Annotated in this window: 18 protein-coding genes; 11 read left to right on the top strand and 7 right to left on the bottom strand. The window is 69.3% G+C overall.

The genetic code is table 11. The annotated features are described in order from the left end of the window. Nucleotides 1-5: 5 nt before the first annotated feature. From HF024_RS14385 to nagB, 8 genes are all read left to right on the top strand, one after another. The gene (locus HF024_RS14385) at nucleotides 6-242 is read left to right on the top strand and encodes a hypothetical protein (RefSeq protein WP_168689996.1); all 237 of its coding nucleotides are present in this window, start codon (nucleotides 6-8) and stop codon (nucleotides 240-242) included. 85 nt (nucleotides 243-327) lie between these two features. Continuing rightward, nucleotides 328-1539 (top strand): ROK family transcriptional regulator, encoded by a 1212-nt coding sequence (locus tag HF024_RS14380; RefSeq protein WP_168689995.1) that lies wholly within the window; start codon nucleotides 328-330, stop codon nucleotides 1537-1539. A gap of 106 nt (nucleotides 1540-1645) precedes the next feature. After that, nucleotides 1646-2998 (top strand): extracellular solute-binding protein, encoded by a 1353-nt coding sequence (locus HF024_RS14375; protein WP_168689994.1) that lies wholly within the window; start codon nucleotides 1646-1648, stop codon nucleotides 2996-2998. Between the two features lie 118 nt (nucleotides 2999-3116). Then, nucleotides 3117-4073: a sugar ABC transporter permease gene (locus tag HF024_RS14370; protein ID WP_168689993.1), complete on the top strand. Its 957-nt coding sequence runs from the start codon at nucleotides 3117-3119 to the stop codon at nucleotides 4071-4073. Then, nucleotides 4070-4966 (top strand): carbohydrate ABC transporter permease, encoded by an 897-nt coding sequence (locus tag HF024_RS14365; RefSeq protein WP_168689992.1) that lies wholly within the window; start codon nucleotides 4070-4072, stop codon nucleotides 4964-4966. The genes HF024_RS14370 and HF024_RS14365 overlap by 4 nt, the downstream gene beginning before the upstream one ends. Nucleotides 4967-5064: 98 nt before the next feature. After that, a complete protein-coding gene (locus HF024_RS14360; protein WP_247597129.1) occupies nucleotides 5065-6516 on the top strand; it encodes a glycoside hydrolase family 3 protein in 1452 nt (483 codons plus the stop codon). Next, a complete protein-coding gene (locus HF024_RS14355) occupies nucleotides 6513-7418 on the top strand; it encodes an ROK family protein (RefSeq protein WP_168689991.1) in 906 nt (301 codons plus the stop codon). Before HF024_RS14360 ends, HF024_RS14355 begins: the two co-directional genes overlap by 4 nt. Next, on the top strand, nucleotides 7411-8196 hold the full coding sequence (gene nagB, locus HF024_RS14350; RefSeq protein WP_085370183.1) for a glucosamine-6-phosphate deaminase: 786 nt from the start codon (nucleotides 7411-7413) through the stop codon (nucleotides 8194-8196). Before HF024_RS14355 ends, nagB begins: the two co-directional genes overlap by 8 nt. Here nagB and nagA (HF024_RS14345) read toward each other — a convergent pair. The 3 genes from nagA (HF024_RS14345) to purU are packed head-to-tail and all read right to left on the bottom strand — an operon-like array spanning nucleotide 8193 to nucleotide 10645. Further along, complete coding sequence (nagA, locus tag HF024_RS14345) at nucleotides 8193-9374, bottom strand: N-acetylglucosamine-6-phosphate deacetylase (RefSeq protein ID WP_168689990.1); 1182 nt, start codon at nucleotides 9372-9374, stop codon at nucleotides 8193-8195. The two genes, nagB and nagA (HF024_RS14345), sit on opposite strands and share 4 nt — an antisense overlap. Beyond that, complete coding sequence (locus HF024_RS14340; RefSeq protein WP_247597128.1) at nucleotides 9371-9733, bottom strand: YrdB family protein; 363 nt, start codon at nucleotides 9731-9733, stop codon at nucleotides 9371-9373. The genes nagA (HF024_RS14345) and HF024_RS14340 overlap by 4 nt, the downstream gene beginning before the upstream one ends. Nucleotides 9734-9769: 36 nt before the next feature. After that, nucleotides 9770-10645 carry a formyltetrahydrofolate deformylase gene (gene purU, locus HF024_RS14335; RefSeq protein WP_085370179.1) on the bottom strand — a complete coding sequence of 292 codons (876 nt, stop codon included), beginning with the start codon at nucleotides 10643-10645 and terminating at the stop codon, nucleotides 9770-9772. A gap of 91 nt (nucleotides 10646-10736) precedes the next feature. On the opposite strand from purU, the gene HF024_RS14330 reads away from it, so the two are divergent. The 3 genes from HF024_RS14330 (at nucleotide 10737) to HF024_RS14320 (ending at nucleotide 14154) form a co-directional block, all read left to right on the top strand. Then, a complete protein-coding gene (locus HF024_RS14330) occupies nucleotides 10737-12209 on the top strand; it encodes a cytosine permease (RefSeq protein WP_168689989.1) in 1473 nt (490 codons plus the stop codon). Next, on the top strand, nucleotides 12206-12754 hold the full coding sequence (locus HF024_RS14325; protein ID WP_085370177.1) for a cysteine hydrolase: 549 nt from the start codon (nucleotides 12206-12208) through the stop codon (nucleotides 12752-12754). The genes HF024_RS14330 and HF024_RS14325 overlap by 4 nt, the downstream gene beginning before the upstream one ends. A gap of 155 nt (nucleotides 12755-12909) precedes the next feature. Continuing rightward, nucleotides 12910-14154, top strand: a complete 1245-nt coding sequence (locus HF024_RS14320; RefSeq protein ID WP_247597127.1) for an MFS transporter — start codon at nucleotides 12910-12912, stop codon at nucleotides 14152-14154. Here the strand turns inward: HF024_RS14320 and HF024_RS14315 are convergent. The 4 genes from HF024_RS14315 to HF024_RS14300 form a co-directional block, all read right to left on the bottom strand. Beyond that, nucleotides 14141-16327: a sigma-70 family RNA polymerase sigma factor gene (locus HF024_RS14315; protein WP_168689987.1), complete on the bottom strand. Its 2187-nt coding sequence runs from the start codon at nucleotides 16325-16327 to the stop codon at nucleotides 14141-14143. The genes HF024_RS14320 and HF024_RS14315 overlap by 14 nt on opposite strands. Nucleotides 16328-16638: 311 nt before the next feature. Continuing rightward, nucleotides 16639-17799 (bottom strand): N-acetylglucosamine-6-phosphate deacetylase, encoded by a 1161-nt coding sequence (gene nagA, locus HF024_RS14310; RefSeq protein WP_168689986.1) that lies wholly within the window; start codon nucleotides 17797-17799, stop codon nucleotides 16639-16641. A gap of 30 nt (nucleotides 17800-17829) precedes the next feature. Next, nucleotides 17830-18615, bottom strand: a complete 786-nt coding sequence (locus HF024_RS14305; RefSeq protein WP_085371048.1) for a DeoR/GlpR family DNA-binding transcription regulator — start codon at nucleotides 18613-18615, stop codon at nucleotides 17830-17832. Beyond that, nucleotides 18612-19481: a class II fructose-bisphosphate aldolase gene (locus tag HF024_RS14300; RefSeq protein WP_168689985.1), complete on the bottom strand. Its 870-nt coding sequence runs from the start codon at nucleotides 19479-19481 to the stop codon at nucleotides 18612-18614. Before HF024_RS14300 ends, HF024_RS14305 begins: the two co-directional genes overlap by 4 nt. Between the last annotated feature and the right edge of the window lie 17 nt (nucleotides 19482-19498).

Here is a 19498-nt window from a genome sequence, read left to right as displayed (position 1 = left end):
ACGGAATGCGGCTGACCAAAGCTGACATCAGATACAACTGGCTGAGCAGTTCGATCCTCGGTATCGCAGTCCCCGTCCAGCTGGCAGGACTGGTGTTCATCGCCATCGGTATCGCAACGCCGTCCTCGATAGCCCTGATGGAGACAGGCGCCACGTTGACGTTCGTCGCGGTCGCCACCGCGCTCGTCGGCTTCTCCGCAGGACTCGCGCTCAACCTCGCCCGCCGCCGCAAGCGCCGATAGTCCCGTTTGTTACGACTCGGTAAACACCGCACCAAATCGGGCTGAAGACTTGCGCGTCTTTTGTTCGTAAGCTTTACTAACAAACATGAACGCGACGGATGTGCAGCGAGGCACCGCGGCCCTGGCCGTGGATGCGCAGGCGCAGCCGACCCCGGCGCTTCGCGGGTTCGCGCCGGGCCGGGCACTCCGCCCCAGTGCGAAGGTGCTTCCGGAGCACGCCCGCAGCCACAATCGTTCGCTGGTGCTGCAGACGTTGTACCGGGCGGGGGAGCGCAGCCGCGCCGACATCGCACGGGAGACCGGGCTGACCCGCGTCACCGTCTCCGACCTGGTCGCCGAACTGCTGGCGGAGGGGCTCGTCGTCGAGCTCGGCCAGCGCGAGTCCGCCCGTCCTGGCAAGCCCGCCGTGCTGCTCGACATCAACAGGACCGCCTACCAGATCGTCGGCGTCGACCTCAGCGACCACGCCATGTTTCGCGGCGCCGTGCTGGACATCGACGGCGGCATCCTGCACCGGGCGGATGTTCCGCTCGACGGCGCCACCGGTGAGGCCGCGTTCGCGAAGGTGGCCGAGCTGGTCGACGCGCTCATCGGCGCGGCGACCGCCCCCATCCTGGGCGTCGGCGTCGGATCGCCGGGTGTCGTCGACCTGAGCGGCACCGTGCTGACCGCGCCGAACCTCGGCTGGGTCGACGAGCGGGTGCAGCAGCGGCTGCACGAGCGCACCGGACTTCCCGTGGTGGTCGCCAACGACGCCAACGTCGCCGTCCTCGCCGAGCACGGCTACGGGGATGCGGCGGGCGACCTCATGCTCATCACCGTCGGGCACGGCATCGGGGCCGGTCTGATCGTCGCGGGCGCCCTCGTCTACGGCAGCCGCTTCGCCGCCGGCGAGATCGGCCAGGTCATGGTCGGCACCGACCTCGGGCTCGAGACCACGTACAACCGCGACCAGGTGCTCGAGCACTGGCTCAGCGTGCCCCGCCTGCAGCAGCGCATCCGCGAGGCGGAGGCGTCCGGGTCGGATGCGACGCCCATCCTGCGCGAAGCCGGACAGCGGCTCGGCATCGCCCTCGCGCCCGTCGTCGGCGCCCTCAACCTGTCGGAGATCGTCCTCAGCGGCCCGACCACCCTGCTCGATGGCCCTCTCGCTGAGGCGACCATCCACACGCTCCGGAACAGGACCATGGCCGAGAACCACGCCACGCTCACGCTCCGGATGACCACGCTCGGGCAGGACATCGTCCTGCGCGGCGCGGCCGTACTCGTCCTCTCCGGACAACTCGGGGTCTCGTAACACAGCACCGCCCGAACACGAACCACCACGACCCCAGCACCACGGTGTGGCAATCGCACACACTGACCACCCAAGAAAGCCCCATTCACTACGAAAGGACAGTGCAATGAAGAGAAAGCTCGTCGGCCTCGCCGCTGTGGCTACAGCTTCCGCTCTCGTGCTCGCGGGATGCGCCTCCGGCGGAGGAACCGCCCCGAGCACAGACGGCAAGGGCAAGACGGTCACCCTGTGGCTCGTCGGCGCCGATACTCCGGATGCTCTTCGTACCTACCTCAAGGACGAATTCAAGAAGGAGACCGGCGCGACCCTCAACATCCAGCAGCAGGACTGGGGAGACATCGTCACCAAGCTGACGACGTCGCTCCCCGACGCGAACAACACCCCGGATGTGACCGAGATCGGCAACACCCAGTCGCCGACCTTCACCAACGTGGGTGCGTTCCTCGACATCTCCGACATGTACAAGGACCTCGGCGGCGACGACCTGCTGCAGTCCTTCGTCGCAGCCGGTGAGGTCGACGGCAAGAAGTACACCCTCCCGTACTACTTCGGTTCGCGGTACGCGTTCTACCGCAAGGACGTCTGGTCGGCCGCCGGGGTCTCCGTGCCCACCACGCTCGACCAGTTCAACACCGACGTCGCCACCATCACGGCCAAGAACCCGAAGGGGATCGCGGACTTCTCCGGCTTCTACCTCGGCGGTCAGGACTGGCGCAACGGCATCTCGTGGATCTTCGCCAACGGCGGGGACATCGCGAAGAAGAAGGACGGCAAGTGGGTCGCCACGCTGGACTCCGAGGGCTCGCTCAAGGGTCTCCAGCAGCTGCAGGACCTGTACAAGAACGCCTCCAAGGCTCCGAACGACGCCAAGGACTCGAACCAGTACATCTACCTGAACGACAGCGACCAGACCGTGGGCGCCGACGGCAACAAGACGGCTGACACGTCGCTCGCCGCCGCGACGATCATGGCTCCCGGATGGGCGCACTGGTCGATCGGCGACGCATCCACCAAGGATGGCAAGGTCGTCCGCACCTGGAACGACAACACGTTCGGAACGTTCGTGCTGCCGGGCAACGACGGCAAGCCGGCTCCGGTGTTCGCCGGTGGCTCCAACATCGGGATCTCGGCCAAGACCAAGAACCCCGGCCTCTCCAAGACGCTCATGAAGATCATCTTCTCCAAGGACTACCAGGAGATGCTCGGCAAGAACGGCCTGGGACCGGCGAACAGCAAGTACACCTCCTCGCTCGGCGACGACCAGTTCGCGAAGGCTCTCATCGAGTCCGCGTCGAACTCGAAGCTGACCCCGGCGGCTCCCGGATGGGCGTCCGTCGAGGCGGGCAACGTGATGGAAGAGTTCTTCAGCAAGATCAAGGACTCGACCGATCTCAAGAGCCTCGCGCAGGAGTACAACACCAAGCTCGACGCTCTGATGAACGTCAAGACCGGTAAGTAGTACAGCACCACCAGAAACACCGAGCAGGCCGGGGGCGCGGGATACACCTTCCGCGCCCCTGGGCCTGCCCCCATACTTTTCCCCAGCACCAGACCCTCTCCCAGGAAGGAGGACAGACGTGACGACCACACAGGATGCCGCCCAGGCCACAGCCAGGGACGGGCGCCCCGACGCCCCGGCGCCCCGCAAGCGCAGGTTCCAGTTCACCCCGTACGCGCTGCTCATCCCCTCGGTCGCGATCCTCATCCTCGCGCTCGGCTACCCGATCGTGTGGCAGCTCATCACGTCGATGCAGAGCTTCGGACTCGCCCAGCAGTTCGGCCAGCCCGCGCCGTTCGTGTGGTTCGAGAACTACATCACGCTGTTCTCCGACCCGTACATGTGGGTCGTCGTCGCGCGCTCGATCGCGTTCTGCCTGGTCACGGCCGCCGTGACCGTGGTGATCGGCGTCGGAATGGCGCTGCTGATGAACGCCGTCAACAAGGCCGTGCGCATCATCATCCAGATCTCGATGCTGCTGGCGTGGGCCATGCCGGTCGTCGCAGCGATGACGGTCTGGAACTGGCTGTTCGACTGGCGCCGCGGCATCGTGAACTACACGCTCACCTCGTGGGGCCTCGACTTCCAGAACCACAACTGGCTGCAGAACCCGCTCTCCTTCTTCTTCGTCGCCATGATCATCGTGGTCTGGATGAGCGTCCCGTTCGTGGCGTTCTCCGTCTTCGCCGGCCTCACGCAGGTCTCCGGCGAGGTGCTCGAGGCGGCGCAGATGGACGGCGCGAAAGGCTTCCAGCGCCTCCGCTTCATCATCCTTCCGATGATCCGCCCCGTCCTCGGCATCGTGCTGCTGCTGCAGATCATCTGGGACCTGCGCGTCTTCACCCAGATCCGTCTGCTGCAGGACAAGGGATCGATCGCCAGTGAGACCAACCTGCTCGGCACGTACATCTACCAGCTCGGCGTCGGATCGAGCGACTTCGCGATGGCCAGCGCCGTCAGCGTCTTCGTGCTCATCCTGACCATCGCGATCAGCTGGTTCTACGTGCGCAACCTGCTCAAGGAGGACGAATCGTGACCAGCACATCGGCAACGCGTGAGGCGCCAGCCGAACGCTTGGCAGCCGGAAGCAAACACAGGATCAAGCCGTCTCGCGTCGTTCTGGGGATCGTCGGCGTCGTCGTCTCGCTGATCTGGGTCTTCCCGGTCTACTGGATGGTCAACTCGTCCCTCCTGCCCAACGTCGTCCTGCAGAACACCAAGCCGACCTGGCTGCCGTTCGGCGGCTCGTTCGACAACTTCGCCGAGGTCATCAACGGAGGCACGTTCTTCCCCGCACTCGGGATGAGCCTCATCATCGCCGTCGTGACCGTCGTGTTCTGCATCGTGTTCGCGTTCCTCGCAGCCCTCGCGATCAGCCGGTTCAAGTTCCGCGGACGCAAGTCGTTCGTGCTGGCCGTCCTGCTCATCCAGATGCTGCCGGCCGAGGGTCTGTTCATCGCCCAGTACAAGCTGATGGGCAGCCTCAACCTGCTGAACACGGTCGTCGGTGTGAGCATCATCTACATCGCCGCCGTCGTGCCGTTCACCATCTGGATGCTCCGCGGCTTCGTCGCCGGCATCCCCGCCGACCTCGAAGAGGCGGCGATGGTCGACGGGCTCAGCCGCACCCAGGCGTTCATGCGCATCACGTTCCCGCTGCTCGCGCCCGGGCTCGTCGCATCCGGGGTGTACGCGTTCCTCCAGGCGTGGAACGAGTTCACGGTCGCGCTCGTGATCCTGCAGGAGAACTCCAGCCAGACGCTCCCGCTGTGGCTGCGCGGCTTCATCCAGCAGTCGGCGTCCCGCGCGACGGACTGGGGACAGGTGATGGCGGCGTCGACCCTCGTGGCGGTTCCCGTGATCATCTTCTTCCTCTTCGTGCAGGGCCGCATGACCAGCGGTCTGGTCAGCGGGGCGGTGAAGGGGTGAGCCGGCCGGGCATCGCCGAGCAGCAGGACACCACAGAACCGGGAGAAGCGAGCGCGGGCCTGCGCCGGCGGATCGCTGCGACCCTTGTTCCCGGTTTCGTGGGCACCACACTGCCGGACTGGCTCGCAGCTCGGCTGCGCGCCGGTCTCGGCGGGGTGTGCGTGTTCGGCCAGAACGTCGCATCCATCGAGCAGCTCCGCGCGCTCACCGACGCGATCTACGCCGCCAACCCGGATGCGGTCGTCGCGATCGACGAGGAGGGCGGCGACGTCACCCGCCTCTACTACGAGACGGGCTCGCCGTACCCGGGCAACGCGGTCCTCGGCAGGCTCGGCAACCCCGGATACACAGAGCAGGTCGCTCGCCGGGTGGGCTGGGAGCTGCGCAGAGCCGGCTGTAACCTCGACTTCGCCCCGGATGTGGACATCAACTCCAACCCGGACAACCCGGTGATCGGCGTGCGCAGCTTCGGCTCGTCGCCCGAGCTGGTGGCCGAGCAGAGCGCAGCGTGGACGCGCGGGCTGCAGTCGGCGGGCGTCGCGGTCTGCGCCAAGCACTTCCCCGGCCACGGGGACACGGCCCAGGACTCGCACCTGGTGCTCCCCGAGGTCGACCTCGACGTCGATCAGCTGCGCGAGCGGGAGCTGCTGCCGTTCCGCGCCGTCATCGAGGCGGGGGCGCGCACGATCATGACCTCGCACATCCTGCTCCCGCAGCTGGATGCGGAGCGGCCGGCGACGTTGAGCCCGACGATCATCGAGGGCCTGCTTCGCCGGGAACTCGGGTTCCAGGGCGTCGTCGTCAGCGACGCGCTCGACATGAAGGGCGCGAGCGGGGATCGCGGCATCCCGGAGGCCGCCGTCCTGGCGCTCGCCGCCGGCTGCGACCTGCTGTGCATCGGCACGGAGAACACGGACGACCAGCTCGCCGAGATCGAGGACGCGATCGTCGCCGCTGTCGAATCCGGCCGGCTGGCGGAGGCCAGGGTGGACGAGGCTGCCGCGCGGGTGCTCGCGCTGACCGCAGAGCTCCGCGCCGAGCAGGCGGCCGTGCCCATCCCGGCCGACGCCCCAGCAGGGCGGCTCGACCCGACGGACGTCGTCGTCGCGATCAGCACCTTCGACATCTCCGAGCACGCCGCCGAGTGGATGCGCGCCAACCGGGGCCGCTGCTCCGTCGTCCGCATCGACACGGTCGCGAACATCGCCGTCGGCGTGGCTCCGTGGGGCCCGTTCGCCGAGGTGGCGGCCGATCCTGAGTCCGCGTTCGCCGCGGCGTTCGCGGCGAATCCGACCGTCGTGTTCACCGAGGGCGACCATCCCGAGCTGGTGCTCGCCGCACAGTCGCCCGTGCTGGTGATCGGCAAGGACAATCACCGGCACGCGTTCGCCAGGGAGGCCATCGACCGGCTGCGCGCCGAACGGGACAGCGTGCTCGTGGTCGACATGGGCTGGCCGAGCGACGACCGAGCGTACGCGGACATCGCGACGTTCGGCGCATCCAGGCTCGTCGGCCGGGCGCTCCTCGACCTGCTCGGCTCCGGCTCGTGAGACTCGGCATCGACATCGGTGGCACCAAGACCGATGCGGTCGCCGTCGACGCCTCCGGATCGCTCGCGCAGCGGGTCAGGCTGGCCACCGGCTTCGGGTCGACGGCGGTCGTCGAGACCGCCGTGGCCGCTGTGTCCAGGATCGGCGAGCTGACCGGCCTGTCCGCGACCGGGTTCGACTCGATCGGCATCGGCATCCCCGGGCTGGTCGACAACGCATCCGGTCACGTCGCGCACGCGGTGAACCTGGGGTTGGAGGGACTCGAACTCGGCGGGGAGCTCGCCGGCAGGCTCGGCGTCGGCGTCCGCATCGAGAACGACGTGAAGGCCGCGGCCCTCGGCGCGTACCATCTGCTCGGCCTCGACGGCACGATGGCCTACCTCAACCTCGGCACGGGGATGGCGGCGGGGATCGTGGTCGACGGACGGCTGTGGCGGGGGAGGGGAGGCATCGCCGGCGAGATCGGGCACATCCCCGTCGATCCGAACGGCGTGCTCTGCGCCTGCGGCCAGCGTGGCTGCCTGGAGACGGTCGCGAGCGGATCCGGCGTCGCCCGGCAGTGGAAGACCGACGACCCACTGCCCGTTCGCGCACTGTTCGCCGCCGCGGCGGACGGCGACCGGAACGCGCGGGCGATCAAGGCTAGGCTTGCAGAGGGCATCGCATCAGCTGTCCGTGTTCTCGTGCTGACCGTCGACGTCGACTCCGTCGTGATCGGCGGCGGCCTCAGTCATCTCGGGGACCGACTGCTGTGCGACGTCCACGAAGTGCTCGAATCCTGGTCGACGAGCTCGCCGTTCCTGGCGTCGCTCTCGCTGCAGGACCGCGTGCGCCTCGTCCCGGAAGATTCACCCGTCGCGGCACTCGGTGCTGCCCTCGTAGGAGAGAAACTCAGTGGCTGAAATCGTCGTCGTCCCCGATCAGGCAGCAGCGGGGGAGCTCGCTGCGCAGAGCATCCTCGACCTGATCTCCACCAAGCCGGATGCCGTGCTCGGCCTGGCGACAGGATCGACGCCCCTCGCGCTCTACCGCGCGCTGGCGGCGAAGGTGCAGACGGCAGGGGTCGACGTGTCGCACGTCCGCGGGTACGCGCTCGACGAGTACGTCGGGCTCCCGGACGGCCACCCGGAGAGCTACCGCGCGGTGATCAGCAGGGAGGTCGTGGAGCCGCTCGGTCTCACGCCGTCGCTCATCCACGTCCCCAACGGGAACATCGACACGATCGAGCACGCCGGTGCCGACTACGAGAAGGCGATCGCCGAATCCGGAGGGGTGGATGTGCAGATCCTCGGCATCGGCACGGACGGCCACATCGGATTCAACGAGCCTGGCTCGTCGTTCGCCTCCATCACCCGCGTGAAGACGCTCACCGAGCAGACGCGCAAAGACAACGCGCGCTTCTTCGACTCCGAGGCGGACGTGCCGATGCACTGCATCACGCAGGGGCTGTCGACCATCCTGCGCGCGCGCCACCTGCTGCTGCTCGCCTTCGGCGAAGGCAAGGCGGACGCCGTCGCCGGTGCCGTCGAGGGACCCGTCTCCGCCAGCAACCCCGGATCGGCGATCCAGCTGCACCCGCACGTGACCGTCCTGGTCGACGAGGCTGCGGCGTCCCGCCTGAAGAACATCGACTACTACCGGTACGCGTACGCGAACAAGCCGGCCTGGCAGAAGCTCTAGCGGGCGTCGGCTGCGCTGGCTGCGTCGGCGATGGTGCTGCCGGCCGCGAAGACGCGGCGGACGGTCCACTCGTGGTCGAGGATCACGGCGTCCGCCGCGTAGCCGGCGCGCAGCCGCCCGAACCGGTGGCCGTCGCCCAGCACCCGCGCGGGGGTGAGCGTCACCGCTTCGACCGCCTTGACAGGCTCGAGGCCGGCGAGAGTGATGGCGTTCCGGAGGGCGACATCCTGGGTGAGCGTCGAGCCGGCGATGGTCTCCGTGCCGGAGAGCACCGCGAGACCGTTGCGCACGGAGACGTTGAGGCCGCCGAGGCGGTAGTCACCGTCGCTGGCGCCCGCGGCGGCCATCGCGTCGGTGACCAGGGCGACGCGTCCACGCGCCTCGTCGAAGGCGAGCCTGGCGACCGATGGATGCACGTGCAGACCGTCGAGGATGAGCTCAAGGGTCACGTCGGGGTTCTCGAACGCGGCCACGACGGGGCCGGGCGCGCGGTGATGGATGCCGTTCATCGCGTTGAACGCGTGCGTGAGAAGCCGGGCGCCGACCTCGAACGCGCGGGTGGCCTGGGCGTAGTCGGCCGCCGTGTGGCCGACGCCGACCACGACACCGGCCTCGATGAGCACACCGATCGACTCCAGCGCGTTCGGCAGCTCGGGGGCGATGGTCGCGACGCGCATCGTGCCGCGGGCGGCGCCGATCAGCTCCTCGACCATCTCGGGGCCCGGCTCACGCAGGAAGGCGGCGTCGTGCGCACCCCGGCGCTCCGGCGCCAGGAACGGGCCCTCCAGGTGGGAGCCGAGCACGAGAGGGTCGCCGGCCGCGAGGTCGGCGACGATGGACAGGCTCTCGCGCAGTGAGGCGAGTGGGTTGGCGACGTGGGAGACGAGCGAGCGTGTCGTGCCGTGCGCTCTGTGCGTGGCGAGACCGGCGAGCATCTGCTCCGGACCGTCGTCGAACGGGTGGCCGCCGCCGCCATGGCAGTGCAGGTCGATGAAGCCCGGCGTGAGCCAGTGCCCTCCGGCGTCGACCACCTCTCGGCCGCCGCCCTGGGCCGCGCTGTGCCAGCCGGTGCCCGAGCCGGTGGCAGTGATGGTGTCGCCGTCGACGACGAGCCAGAAGTCGTCGACCAGCCCGTCCGCATCCACTTTGCGGGCGTTGTGGACGACGAGGCCGGTCACGAGAACTCTTTGCGTCCGTTGACGATGCCGCTCACGGTCGCGACGACCGCGAACACTCCGGCGACGATGGGCTGGCCGAGGTCCCACCAGGCCAGGGCGGCCGACGCGAACACGACGATCTCGACCAGCGCCTTGACGAACGGGTCGACGTGCAGCACGGCCTTCGGCGAGCGGAACAGCGCCCAGAGCACGATGGCGACGGCCGGAGCGAGGATGCCGACGACGATGTTCCACGGCAGCGGCCAGGCAACGAAGCCCCAGAAGCCGAGGGTGAAGATCGCGAAGAGTTCCAGAACGAACCGGAGGACGTCGTTCGGCCCGACCCTGGTCTCGCTCTGCGGGTGCTGCGTGGAAGTCACGGAATACATTCTATTGCCGCAGCATCCCGTGCCCGCCTAGCGGAAGATGATCGTGCGAGCGCCGTCGAGGAGGACGCGGTCCTCGGCGAACCACTTGACCGCCTGGGTCAGCGTGCGGCTCTCCTCGTCCTGGCCGATCGCGACCAGCTCCTGCACGGTGCGCGAGTGGTCGACCCTGACCACGTTCTGCTCGATGATCGGGCCCTCGTCGAGGTCGCTCGTGACGAAGTGCGCCGTGGCGCCGATCAGTTTCACACCGCGGGCGTGCGCCTGACGGTACGGGTTCGCGCCCTTGAAGCCGGGGAGGAAGGAGTGGTGGATGTTGATGGCCCGGCCGGTCAGGCGCTCGCACAGCTCGGGGGAGAGGATCTGCATGTAGCGGGCCAGTACCACCAGCTCGATGTCGTGCTCCTCGACGGCCTCGAGCACGCGCGCCTCGAACGCGGCCTTGCTCTCCGCATCCGCCACGGGCCGGGACTCGAACGGGACGCCGTAGAAACCGGCCAGGTCGCGCAGGGTTCCGTGGTTGGACAGCACGAGCGGGATCTCGATCGGCAGCTGGCCAGCGCGCTGGCGGAACAGCAGGTCGTTGAGGCAGTGCGCCGCAGTGGATGCGAGGACGAGCGTACGCAGCGGACGGCCGACGTTGTCGACGCGGTGCTGCATCCCGAACTGCTCGACGACGGGAGCGAGAGCGCGCTCGAACTCGGCGCGGTCGGCGGCGGACTCGACCTGGAGGCGCATGAAGAAGCGGCCGGTGTCCGTGCTCGCGAACTGCTGGCTCTCGGTGATGTTGCCTCTCGCGGCGACGATCGCGCCGCTGACGGCGTGCACGATGCCCGGCTTGTCTGCGCAGCTGAACGTGAGCACCCAGTGGTTGGGCTGCGGGGATGCGGGGGCTGAGAGAGTCACCTTGTTAGGTTAGCGATTGCGCAGGCCGCTGCCGAACGCGCGGAGGTGCACAGCCATTGACGCGGCCACCGACGTGAAGTTGGATCGGTGCATGACCACTACGGGCGAGCACACCCCGGACGTCCCGACGACACCGGCCACCGGCCTCGGGGTCGAGCTGAACGGGCTCAACACCATCCAGGAGAGCGAACGCCGGGGCCGTCCGCGTGATCTATTCTGGCCGTGGTTCGGTGCGAACGTCTCGGTGTTCGGCCTCAGCTACGGCTCGTTCCTGCTCGGCTTCGGCATCTCGTTCTGGCAGGCGACGATCGTCGGGATCGTCGGCATCGTGATCTCGTTCCTGTTCTGCGGGTTCATCGCGCTCGCAGGCAAGCGCGGCTCTGCGCCGACGATGGTGCTCAGCCGCGCGATGTTCGGCGTCGAAGGCAACAGGGTGCCGTCCGTGCTGTCCTGGCTGCTCACGGTCGGCTGGGAGACCGTGCTCACCGCGCTCGCCGTGCTGGCGACGGCGACGGTGTTAACGCAGCTCGGCTGGGAGGGCGGTGTCGCCACGAAGGTGGTGGCGCTCATCGTCGTGGCCGCGCTCATCATCGCCGGCGGTGTGATCGGCTTCCACCTCATCATGCGCATGCAGATGATCATCACCATCGTCACCGGCGTGCTCACCGTGCTCTACATCATCCTGGTGCTCGGCCACATCGACCTCGGCGCCGTCTCCGCGCTGCCCGCCGGCGACCTCCCGCACGTGATCGGCGGTTTCGTCTTCATGCTGACCGGGTTCGGGCTGGGCTGGGTGAACGCCGCCGCGGACTACTCCCGCTATCTGCCGCGTTCGGCGCGCAGTTCCGGCGTCGTCGGCTGGACGACGTTCGGCTCGTCGCTGGCTCCCGTCATCCTGCTGGTGTTCGGGATCCTGCTCGCCGGCTCGTCGGAGAAGCTCAGCACGGCCATCGCCGCGGACCCGATCGGTGCGCTCGCCTCCCTGCTGCCGACCTGGTTCCTGGTGCCGTTCGTGATCGTCGCGGTCCTCGGCCTGGTCGGTGGCGCCGTGCTCGACATCTACTCGTCCGGACTGGCCCTGTTGAGCGTCGGGCTCCGGGCGCCGCGCTACGTCGCGGCGGGGATCGACGGGGTGATCATGACCGCCGGCGCGATCTACGTGGTGTTCTTCGCCAACGACTTCCTCGGGCCGTTCCAAGGTTTCCTGATCACCCTCGGTGTTCCGATCGCTGCCTGGTGCGGCATCTTCATGGCCGACATCAGCCTGCGCAAGCGCGACTACGCAGAAGCCGACCTCTACGACAGGCGCGGCCGGTACGGCAGCGTGCGCTGGCTGCCCATCGCCCTCATCGTGATCGGGACGGGGATCGGCTGGGGTCTCGTCACGAACGCCTCGGCGAACTGGCTCACCTGGCAGGGCTATCTGCTCGGGCCGTTCGGGCTCGGCGGCGCGCAGGGCGACTGGGCCTACGCCAACCTCGGCGTGCTCGTCGCACTCGTGATCGGCTTCCTCGGCACCCTTCTGTTCTCGCGCGGCGCGATCCGCCGCCAGGAGGAGCGGTGACGGAGCCGACGCTCGTCGTCGTCGACATGCAGCGCGTGTTCGGCGACGAGGACAGCGACTGGTTCACCCCGCGGTTCGCCGAGGCGGCCGCGGTGATCGAGTCGATGCTCCCCGCCTTCGGGGAACGGGTGGTGTTCACGCGGTTCGTGGCCCCGGCGCATCCGGTCGGTGCCTGGGGGCCGTACTACGAGCAGTGGCCGTTCGCGCTCGTGCCGGAGGACGACAGGCTCTACGAGCTGGTGCCGACGTTCGCCGGACGGGCGGACGCGGTGGTCACCGAGACCACGTTCGGCAAGTGGGGGCCGGGACTGGAGGCGGCGCTCGGCGGGACTACCGAGATCGTGCTGACCGGCGTGTCCACCGACTGCTGCGTGCTCTCCACCGCGCTGCCGGCGGCGGACGCGGGTGTGCACATCCGCGTGGCAGCCGATGGATGCGCCGGGCTGACCGACGCCGACCATCGGCGAGCTCTCGACGCTATGGCGCTGTACGCTCCGCTGATCGAGATCGAGGACAGCCGGAGCATCCTGGCGTCGATCGGGTAGACTCCTTTCTGGTCGGTGGTCGAACACCGGCCCTGGGCGCGCACATGGGCGCGTAGTCGACCCGCCATCCGAAGTCTTGCCGCACCGGCGACCGGATGGGGCGGGGAACGCCGTTCGTTGGACAGTTCGTCATGTCTGCCACTTCAACGTCGCCAATGAAAACCTCACCGAAATTCCCCTGGGCGGGACTGCTCGCGCTCGCCGCAGCCGTCTTCCTGTCCGTCACCAGCGAGATGATCCCCACCGGGCTGCTGCCCGACATGAGCTCGTCGCTCGGCGTGAGCGAAGCGCAGATCGGGCTGCTTGTCACGTTCTTCGCGTTCACCGTGGTGATCACGAGCACGCCGCTCACCGCGCTGACCAAGCGCTGGCCACGGCACGCCATGATCGTCGGCATCCTGATCGCCCTCGGCCTGTCGAACGTGCTGACGGCCATCGCGCCGGACTACGGGTTCGTGGTCGCCTCGCGCATCCTGGGCGGTGTCGCCCACGGTCTGTTCTGGTCGATCGTCGGCGCGTACGCCGGTCACCTCGTGCCGAAGGAGCAGATCGGCAGGGCCGTGTCGATCACGCTCGGCGGAGGCACGCTCGCGTTCGTCTTCGGTGTGCCGCTCGGCACGTTCGCCGGTCACCTGTTCGGCTGGCGGCTGTCGTTCGCCTTCCTCGCCGTCCTGATGCTGGTCGGTGCGCTGCTGGTGTGGAAGCTGCTGCCGACGGTGGAGCGTGAGACCGACACCCACGCCGACCGGATGCGCGGTGTGCCGCGCTTCGAACGCCCGGCCCGCCCGAAGGACGCGACCATCGTCGCGGTCGTGATGGTGTGCCTGGTGGCCTCCGTCACGATGATCGGGCACTACACGTTCTACACGTTCGTCGTCCCGTTCCTCACCGGACCGATGGGCGTCGCACCCGGCGACGTCGGCGGCTTGCTGTTCTTCTACGGGATCGCCGGCGCGGTCGGGCTGGTGCTCGCCGGCTCGCTGTTCGGGCCGCGCCCGCAGCTCGGGTTGATCCTCGCGCTGGTGGTCACCGGAGTCGCCGTCGCAGCGCTCGCCGCGTTCGCCGGGCAGCCCGTGATCGCCCTGATCGCGTTCATCGTGTGGGGGCTCGCGTTCGGCGCGCTGCCTCCCCTGCTGCAGACGCGGCTGCTCCACACCTCGTCCGCGGCGTTCCGCGACACCGCGAGCGCGCTGTACACGACGTCGTTCAACATCGGCATCGGTGGCGGCGCTCTGACCGGTGCGATGATCTTCGACCTGGGCGGCCTGATGGTGCTGCCGGTCGTCTACATCGGCCTGCTGGTCGTCGCGCTCGTGCTGGTGCTCGTGATCGGGCGGATGACCAGGAGGCGGCAGCCGGTGGATGCGCCTGCCGAGCCGGAGAGCGTCAGAACAGCGTGACAGGAAGGTCGACGAGCAGGCCGTAGCGGCTGCCGTCGGTGTACGCCACGCCGAACCGGTGCTGGAGGGTGTCGTCGAGCGCCCATTCGAATCCCTGGGACGCGTGACCGTATGCGTCGAGGTGCACGAGGTTCTGCATCCGGTTGCCGTCGGCGGACAGCCGGAGGGTCGCGCCGGGGGCGCCGTCCACGGTGAGCAGGAACGAGTGGCCGGGCGTCGGCGTGATCCGGATGGCGGGCACGGCCACGGATCCGGTGAGGGGCGCGGTCACTGCTGACACGTTGCCGAGCCGGTCGGTCTGCCGCGCGGTGATCGCGAACGCCGGCTGGACGCCGGTGAGCGGATCGGTGGCCCAGGTGCCGTCTGCTGAGGCGGTGACGGTGGCCTGCAGCGTCCCGCGGTCGTAGACGTCGACGGTCGCCCCGGGCTCTGCGGTGCCGGAGACGATGGGTGCGAGGAGCCCGGCGTACGTGTCGGAGCCGGTGTCGGGCTCGTTGAACAGCGGGGCGATGGCCGTGCGGTCGATCGACACGGTGGTGGTCTGCGCGGGGGAGCTGCCGCCCGCCGTCGCCTGGACGAAGCCGAGCGACCAGTCGCCGTCGGTGAGCGAGGACAGATCGAGCGTGAGGCTCCAGGCGCCTGTGCGGTCGGCGGTGGTGTTGCCGACGGAGACCGCGGGGGTGGTGGACGCGGTGGTTGTGCTGGATGCGGTGGAGAGCGGCGATGCGGTGGCCGGCGTCGCGGAGACGACGATGCGCGCATCCGGTGCTGCGGTGCCGGAGGCGGCGAGGGTGGCGGCGTTGGTCTCGGTCTGCTGGGCGGGGGAGGAGACGGCGGGGGCGGCCGGCGGCGTCGTGGGGGTGGGGGTGCCCGGTGTGCCGGGGCCGGAGGGCTCTGTCGGCGTCGTCCCGGTCTGGCCGGGGGAGACGGCGACCGGGGCTGTGGATGGCGGGTTGCCGGTCGATGGGGCGGCGGGTTGCGGCGCCGCGACGACGGGCACGGCGGGGGCCGGGACGGAGGGAGCCGGCGCTGCGGGAGCAGGATCGGCGGCGAGCGGCGCCGCCGGGGCGGGGACGGGCGGCGCGGTCGCTGCGCCGGTGTCCGGCTGCTGCTGGCTGGCCGTGACCGACGCGGGCCGCTGCGGGAACAGCTGGGGGCCGAAGACGAACCCGGCGGCGACAGCCGCGGCGACGAGCAGGCCGCCGATGGTCAGGCCGATGCCGACGGTGCTTCCGGTGCCGGCCGCCGCGGTGGCGGTTGCGGGAGCCGCAGTCGCGGCGCCCGAGCCCGAGCCGCCTGCGCTTCCCGAGCCCGCGCCGCCAGCACCGGGTGCCGCCGAGCCCGGCATCACCGCGCCGGACTCGCCGATGGCGTAGCTGACCGCGTTCGCCCCGGACTGCATCCACGCCGCGTACGCGGCGGCGCCGCCGATGCCGAGTGTGAGCGGCAGCAGCACCAGGGAGAGGCGCGACCCGACCTCGGACGCCTCGGAGGCGACGATGCTGCAGCGCGCGCACTCCGCGAGGTGCGCATCCACTGCTGCCGTGTCTCGCTTGCCGAGGCCGTGGCGAGCGTATGCGCCGAGGCGTTCGGTGGTCCAGCGGCACTCGGAGCCCTCGGCCGTCGAGGCGAGGTGCGCCTGCACCCAGGCCTGACGCAGCCCCTCGCGTGCGCGGTAAGCGAGGGCGGCGACCGCGTTGGGCGTCATCCCGAACAGCGGCGCGACCTGCTGCGGCGTCATGCTCTCGACCTCGCAGTACCAGAGCACCTCCTGCCAGCGGCTCGGCAGCGTGTGGAATGCCTTCGCGGTGAGAGATCGGTCGAGTGCCTCCATCGTTGCAGCCTCGCTGAAGGCGGGGTCTTCGACGGACTCCATCTCGTCGAATGCCGTCTCGTGCCTGGCCCGCCCCCACGACGCGGCGATGTTGCGGACGGTGCTGAAGAGGTACGCGCGAAACGCGGTGGTGGGGCCGCCGCCCGCCGCGATGGCGCGGTAGATCTTGGCGTACGCCTCGGAGACGAGGTCGTCGGCGTCGAACGTGGAGGTGTGGGAGCGTGCGACCGTCATGGCCGCGCGGGCGTGCCGTCTCCACAGTTCGGCGAATGCCTCCCGGTTGCCGCCCCTGGTCAGCTCGACGAGGTCGGAGTCCGACTGTTCGGTGACGGGGGGCATCCTGCCATTCTGGCGGAAACAGCTGGAAAAAGTCTGATATTTCGGTCGTGTTACCGCTCGCTGAACCGGCGCAAAAAAGTTGCCGGAAGTGGCGTCATAACCGCGACACCGGTGCGTCTCTCCCACTGAAGCCGTCGGCGATGGACGGCGATCCGGCGCGGAGTGCACTTATTCGGCCCACTCCGCCGTGCGTTTGATGGACGACCCGAACGTCCGTCAAACGAGGGGGATCCGCGCGAGCGGACCGTCGGCGGGTCGGGCGCGAGCCCGACCCGCCGCCACAGTCAGCGCGGCAGCACGCCCGCACCTGCTCAGCGCGGCAGCGGCGCTCCGGCCGTGAACACCTGCAGCACGCGGAAGTCGTCGTCGAGGAGCACGGCATCCGCCGCGTACCCGGCCGCCAGCCTGCCCAGGTCGCCACCGCGACCGACGGCGGTCGCCGGGGTCTCCGTGAGCGCGAGCACCGCATCCTCGACCGGGATGCCCACCTCGGTGACCGCCCGGCGCAGCGCGTCGTCGAGGGTGAGAGTCGACCCGGCGATCGAGCCGCCCTCGGCCAGGCGGGCGACGCCGTCGCGCACCTGCACGGCCAGCGAGCCCAGGATGTAGTCACCGTCGCTCGATCCGGCCGCCGCCATCGCGTCGGTGATCAGCGCCATGCGTCCGGGAGCAGAGGCGAACGTCATCCGCACGACCTCCGGGTGGATGTGCACTCCGTCGTTCACGATCTCCAGCGTCACCCCTGCGGTGTGCGTCGCCGCCGCCACGGGACCCGGCGCGCGGTGGTGGATGCCGTCCATCCCGTTGAACGCGTGCGTCAGGATGCTCGCCCCTGCGTCGAACGCCGCGAGCGTCTGCGCGTAGTCCGCCGCGGTGTGCCCGACCGCGACGGCGACACCGGCGTCGGCGAAGGCGCGAACAGCATCCAGTCCTCCCGGCTGTTCCGGGGCCAGGGTGATCTGCCGCAGCGTCCCGTTCGCCGCAGCGAGGAGCAGCTCGATGTCGGACGGCGTCGCCTGGCGGAGGAGCGCAGGATCGTGGGCGCCCTTGTGCCCGACGTCGAGGAACGGTCCTTCGAGGTGCGAGCCCAGGATGCGCCGGTCGTCCTGCATCATCGCCGCGATGCCCGCCACCCGCACGGCGAGGTCGTCGACGGGCGCTGTGACGAGGGAGAGGACGAAGCGGGTGGTCCCGTGCTTCTGGTGCAGCGCCATCCCGGTGCGGATCGCGTCCTCGCCGTCGTCGAACGACGCGCCGCCGCCGCCGTGGGTGTGGATGTCCACGAACCCGGGGGTGACCCAGGCGCCGTCGGCGTCCGTCACAGCATCCGGCTGGTCGCCGGCGACGGAGATGCGCCAGTCGTCGCCGGTGCCGACCTCTGCGATGGTCTCGTCCTCGAAACGGACCCAGCCGTTGTGCAGGATGCGGCCCTCGCTGACGAGGCGGGCGGAGTGGATGACGTGAGCGGTCATTTGATCGACCATAACCTAAGCACCGATGGCCTACGCGACGATGACCTCGAACCCGGCGTCGGCGAAGGCGGCACGCTGCTCCGCCGTGATGCCGTCGTCGGTGATGAGAGTGTTCAGCACCTTCGGTCCTCCGAGCGTCGCGAACGCCTTGCGCCCGATCTTGCTGGAATCCGCGACCACCACGGCGCGGGTGGCGCGCCTGGCCATGAGGGAGTTCACGCTCGCCTCGCCTTCGTCGTGCACGGTGGCGCCGATGGCGGGGTCGATGCCGTTGACGCCGATGAACGCGATGTCCATCGTGATCTTCTCCAGCACGACATCGCTGTACGGCCCGACCAGTTCGTAGGAGCGGGCGTGCACGACGCCTCCGGTGACGACGGTCTTGATCTGGGGCCGCATCACCAGCTGTGCGGCGATGTTGATGGCGTTGGTGACCACGGTGAGGTTGGGGTGAGGCGACGGCTCCATCAGGTCGGGCCGGGAGCCGAGCACGGTCGCGACGGCGGTGCTCGTCGTTCCGCCGCAGAGCCCGACGACGGCGCCGCGCGGGACGAGAGCGCTCGCCGCCTGCGCGATCCGCAGCTTCTCCGGAGCGTGCTGCTCGCGCTTGTACCGGATGGGGAGGTCGTATGCCACGGACTGGCCGACAGCTCCGCCGCGGGTGCGGGTGAGCAGCTGCTGGGAGGCGAGCGCGTCGAGGTCGCGACGGGCCGTCGCCGCGGAGATGTCGAGACGCGTCACGAGGTCGTCGACCTCGAGCTGTCCCGTCTCCGCGAGCAGGTCGAGCACGGTGTTCAGCCGCTCAGCTCTGTTCATCGCCGTTGTGTCTCCGTTCGGGTTGACGCCTGCTCCACAGCGAACAGCGCGAGAAGGCGCGCCGCCTCGCCAGCCACCGCGGTGCGTCCTTCGCGCAGGTATTTGCGCGAGTCCACCACCTCGGGATGCGCGGACAGGTAGCCGCGCACCGCCTCCGTGAAGAAGCGGTTGAGGTGGGTGGAGACGTTGACCTTGGTGATGCCGGAGCGGATCGCTGAGACGATCGTCTCATCCGACACGCCGGACGAGCCGTGCAACACGAGGGGAACGGGCACGGCGGCGTGCAGCCGTCCGATCAGGTCGAGGTCGAGCGAGGCCGTCCGCTCCGTCATCGCGTGCGAGCTTCCGACCGCGACGGCGAGGGCGTCGACGCCCGTCTCAGAGACGAACCGGCGTGCTTCGTCCGGGTCGGTGCGCACACCGGGGGCGTGTGCGCCGTCTTTGCCGCCGATCTCGCCGAGCTCGGCCTCCACGAAGACGTCGTTGGCGTGGGCGTAGTCGACCACCCGGATGGTCGCCTCCACATTGCGGTCGTAGTCGAGCTTCGCGCCGTCGAACATCACCGAGCCGAAGCCGAGGTCGATCGCCTGGCGAGTCAGCTCCTCGTCCTCGGCGTGATCGAGGTGGACGGCGACGTGGGCCTGCGACGCCGCCGCGACGGCGATGGTCGCGCGGGCGATCGGCTCGAGGCCGCCGTGGTAGGTGACGCAGTTCTGCGAGATCTGCAGGATGACGGGCAGCTGCGTCTCCTCTGCGGCGGCGACGAGGGCTTCCGCCGTCTCCAGATGGATGACGTTGAAGGCGCCGATCCCGGTCTGCCGGGAGGCGGCGGAGTGCATCAGGTCGGCGGTGGAGACGAGCGGCATGGCTTCCTTACTGGACG

The sequence above is a fragment of the Leifsonia sp. PS1209 genome (genome assembly GCF_012317045.1).
Classification (GTDB): Bacteria; Actinomycetota; Actinomycetes; order Actinomycetales; family Microbacteriaceae; genus Leifsonia.
Note: the sequence above shows the minus strand (reverse complement) of the source record. Positions and strands in the feature narration are given on the sequence as shown.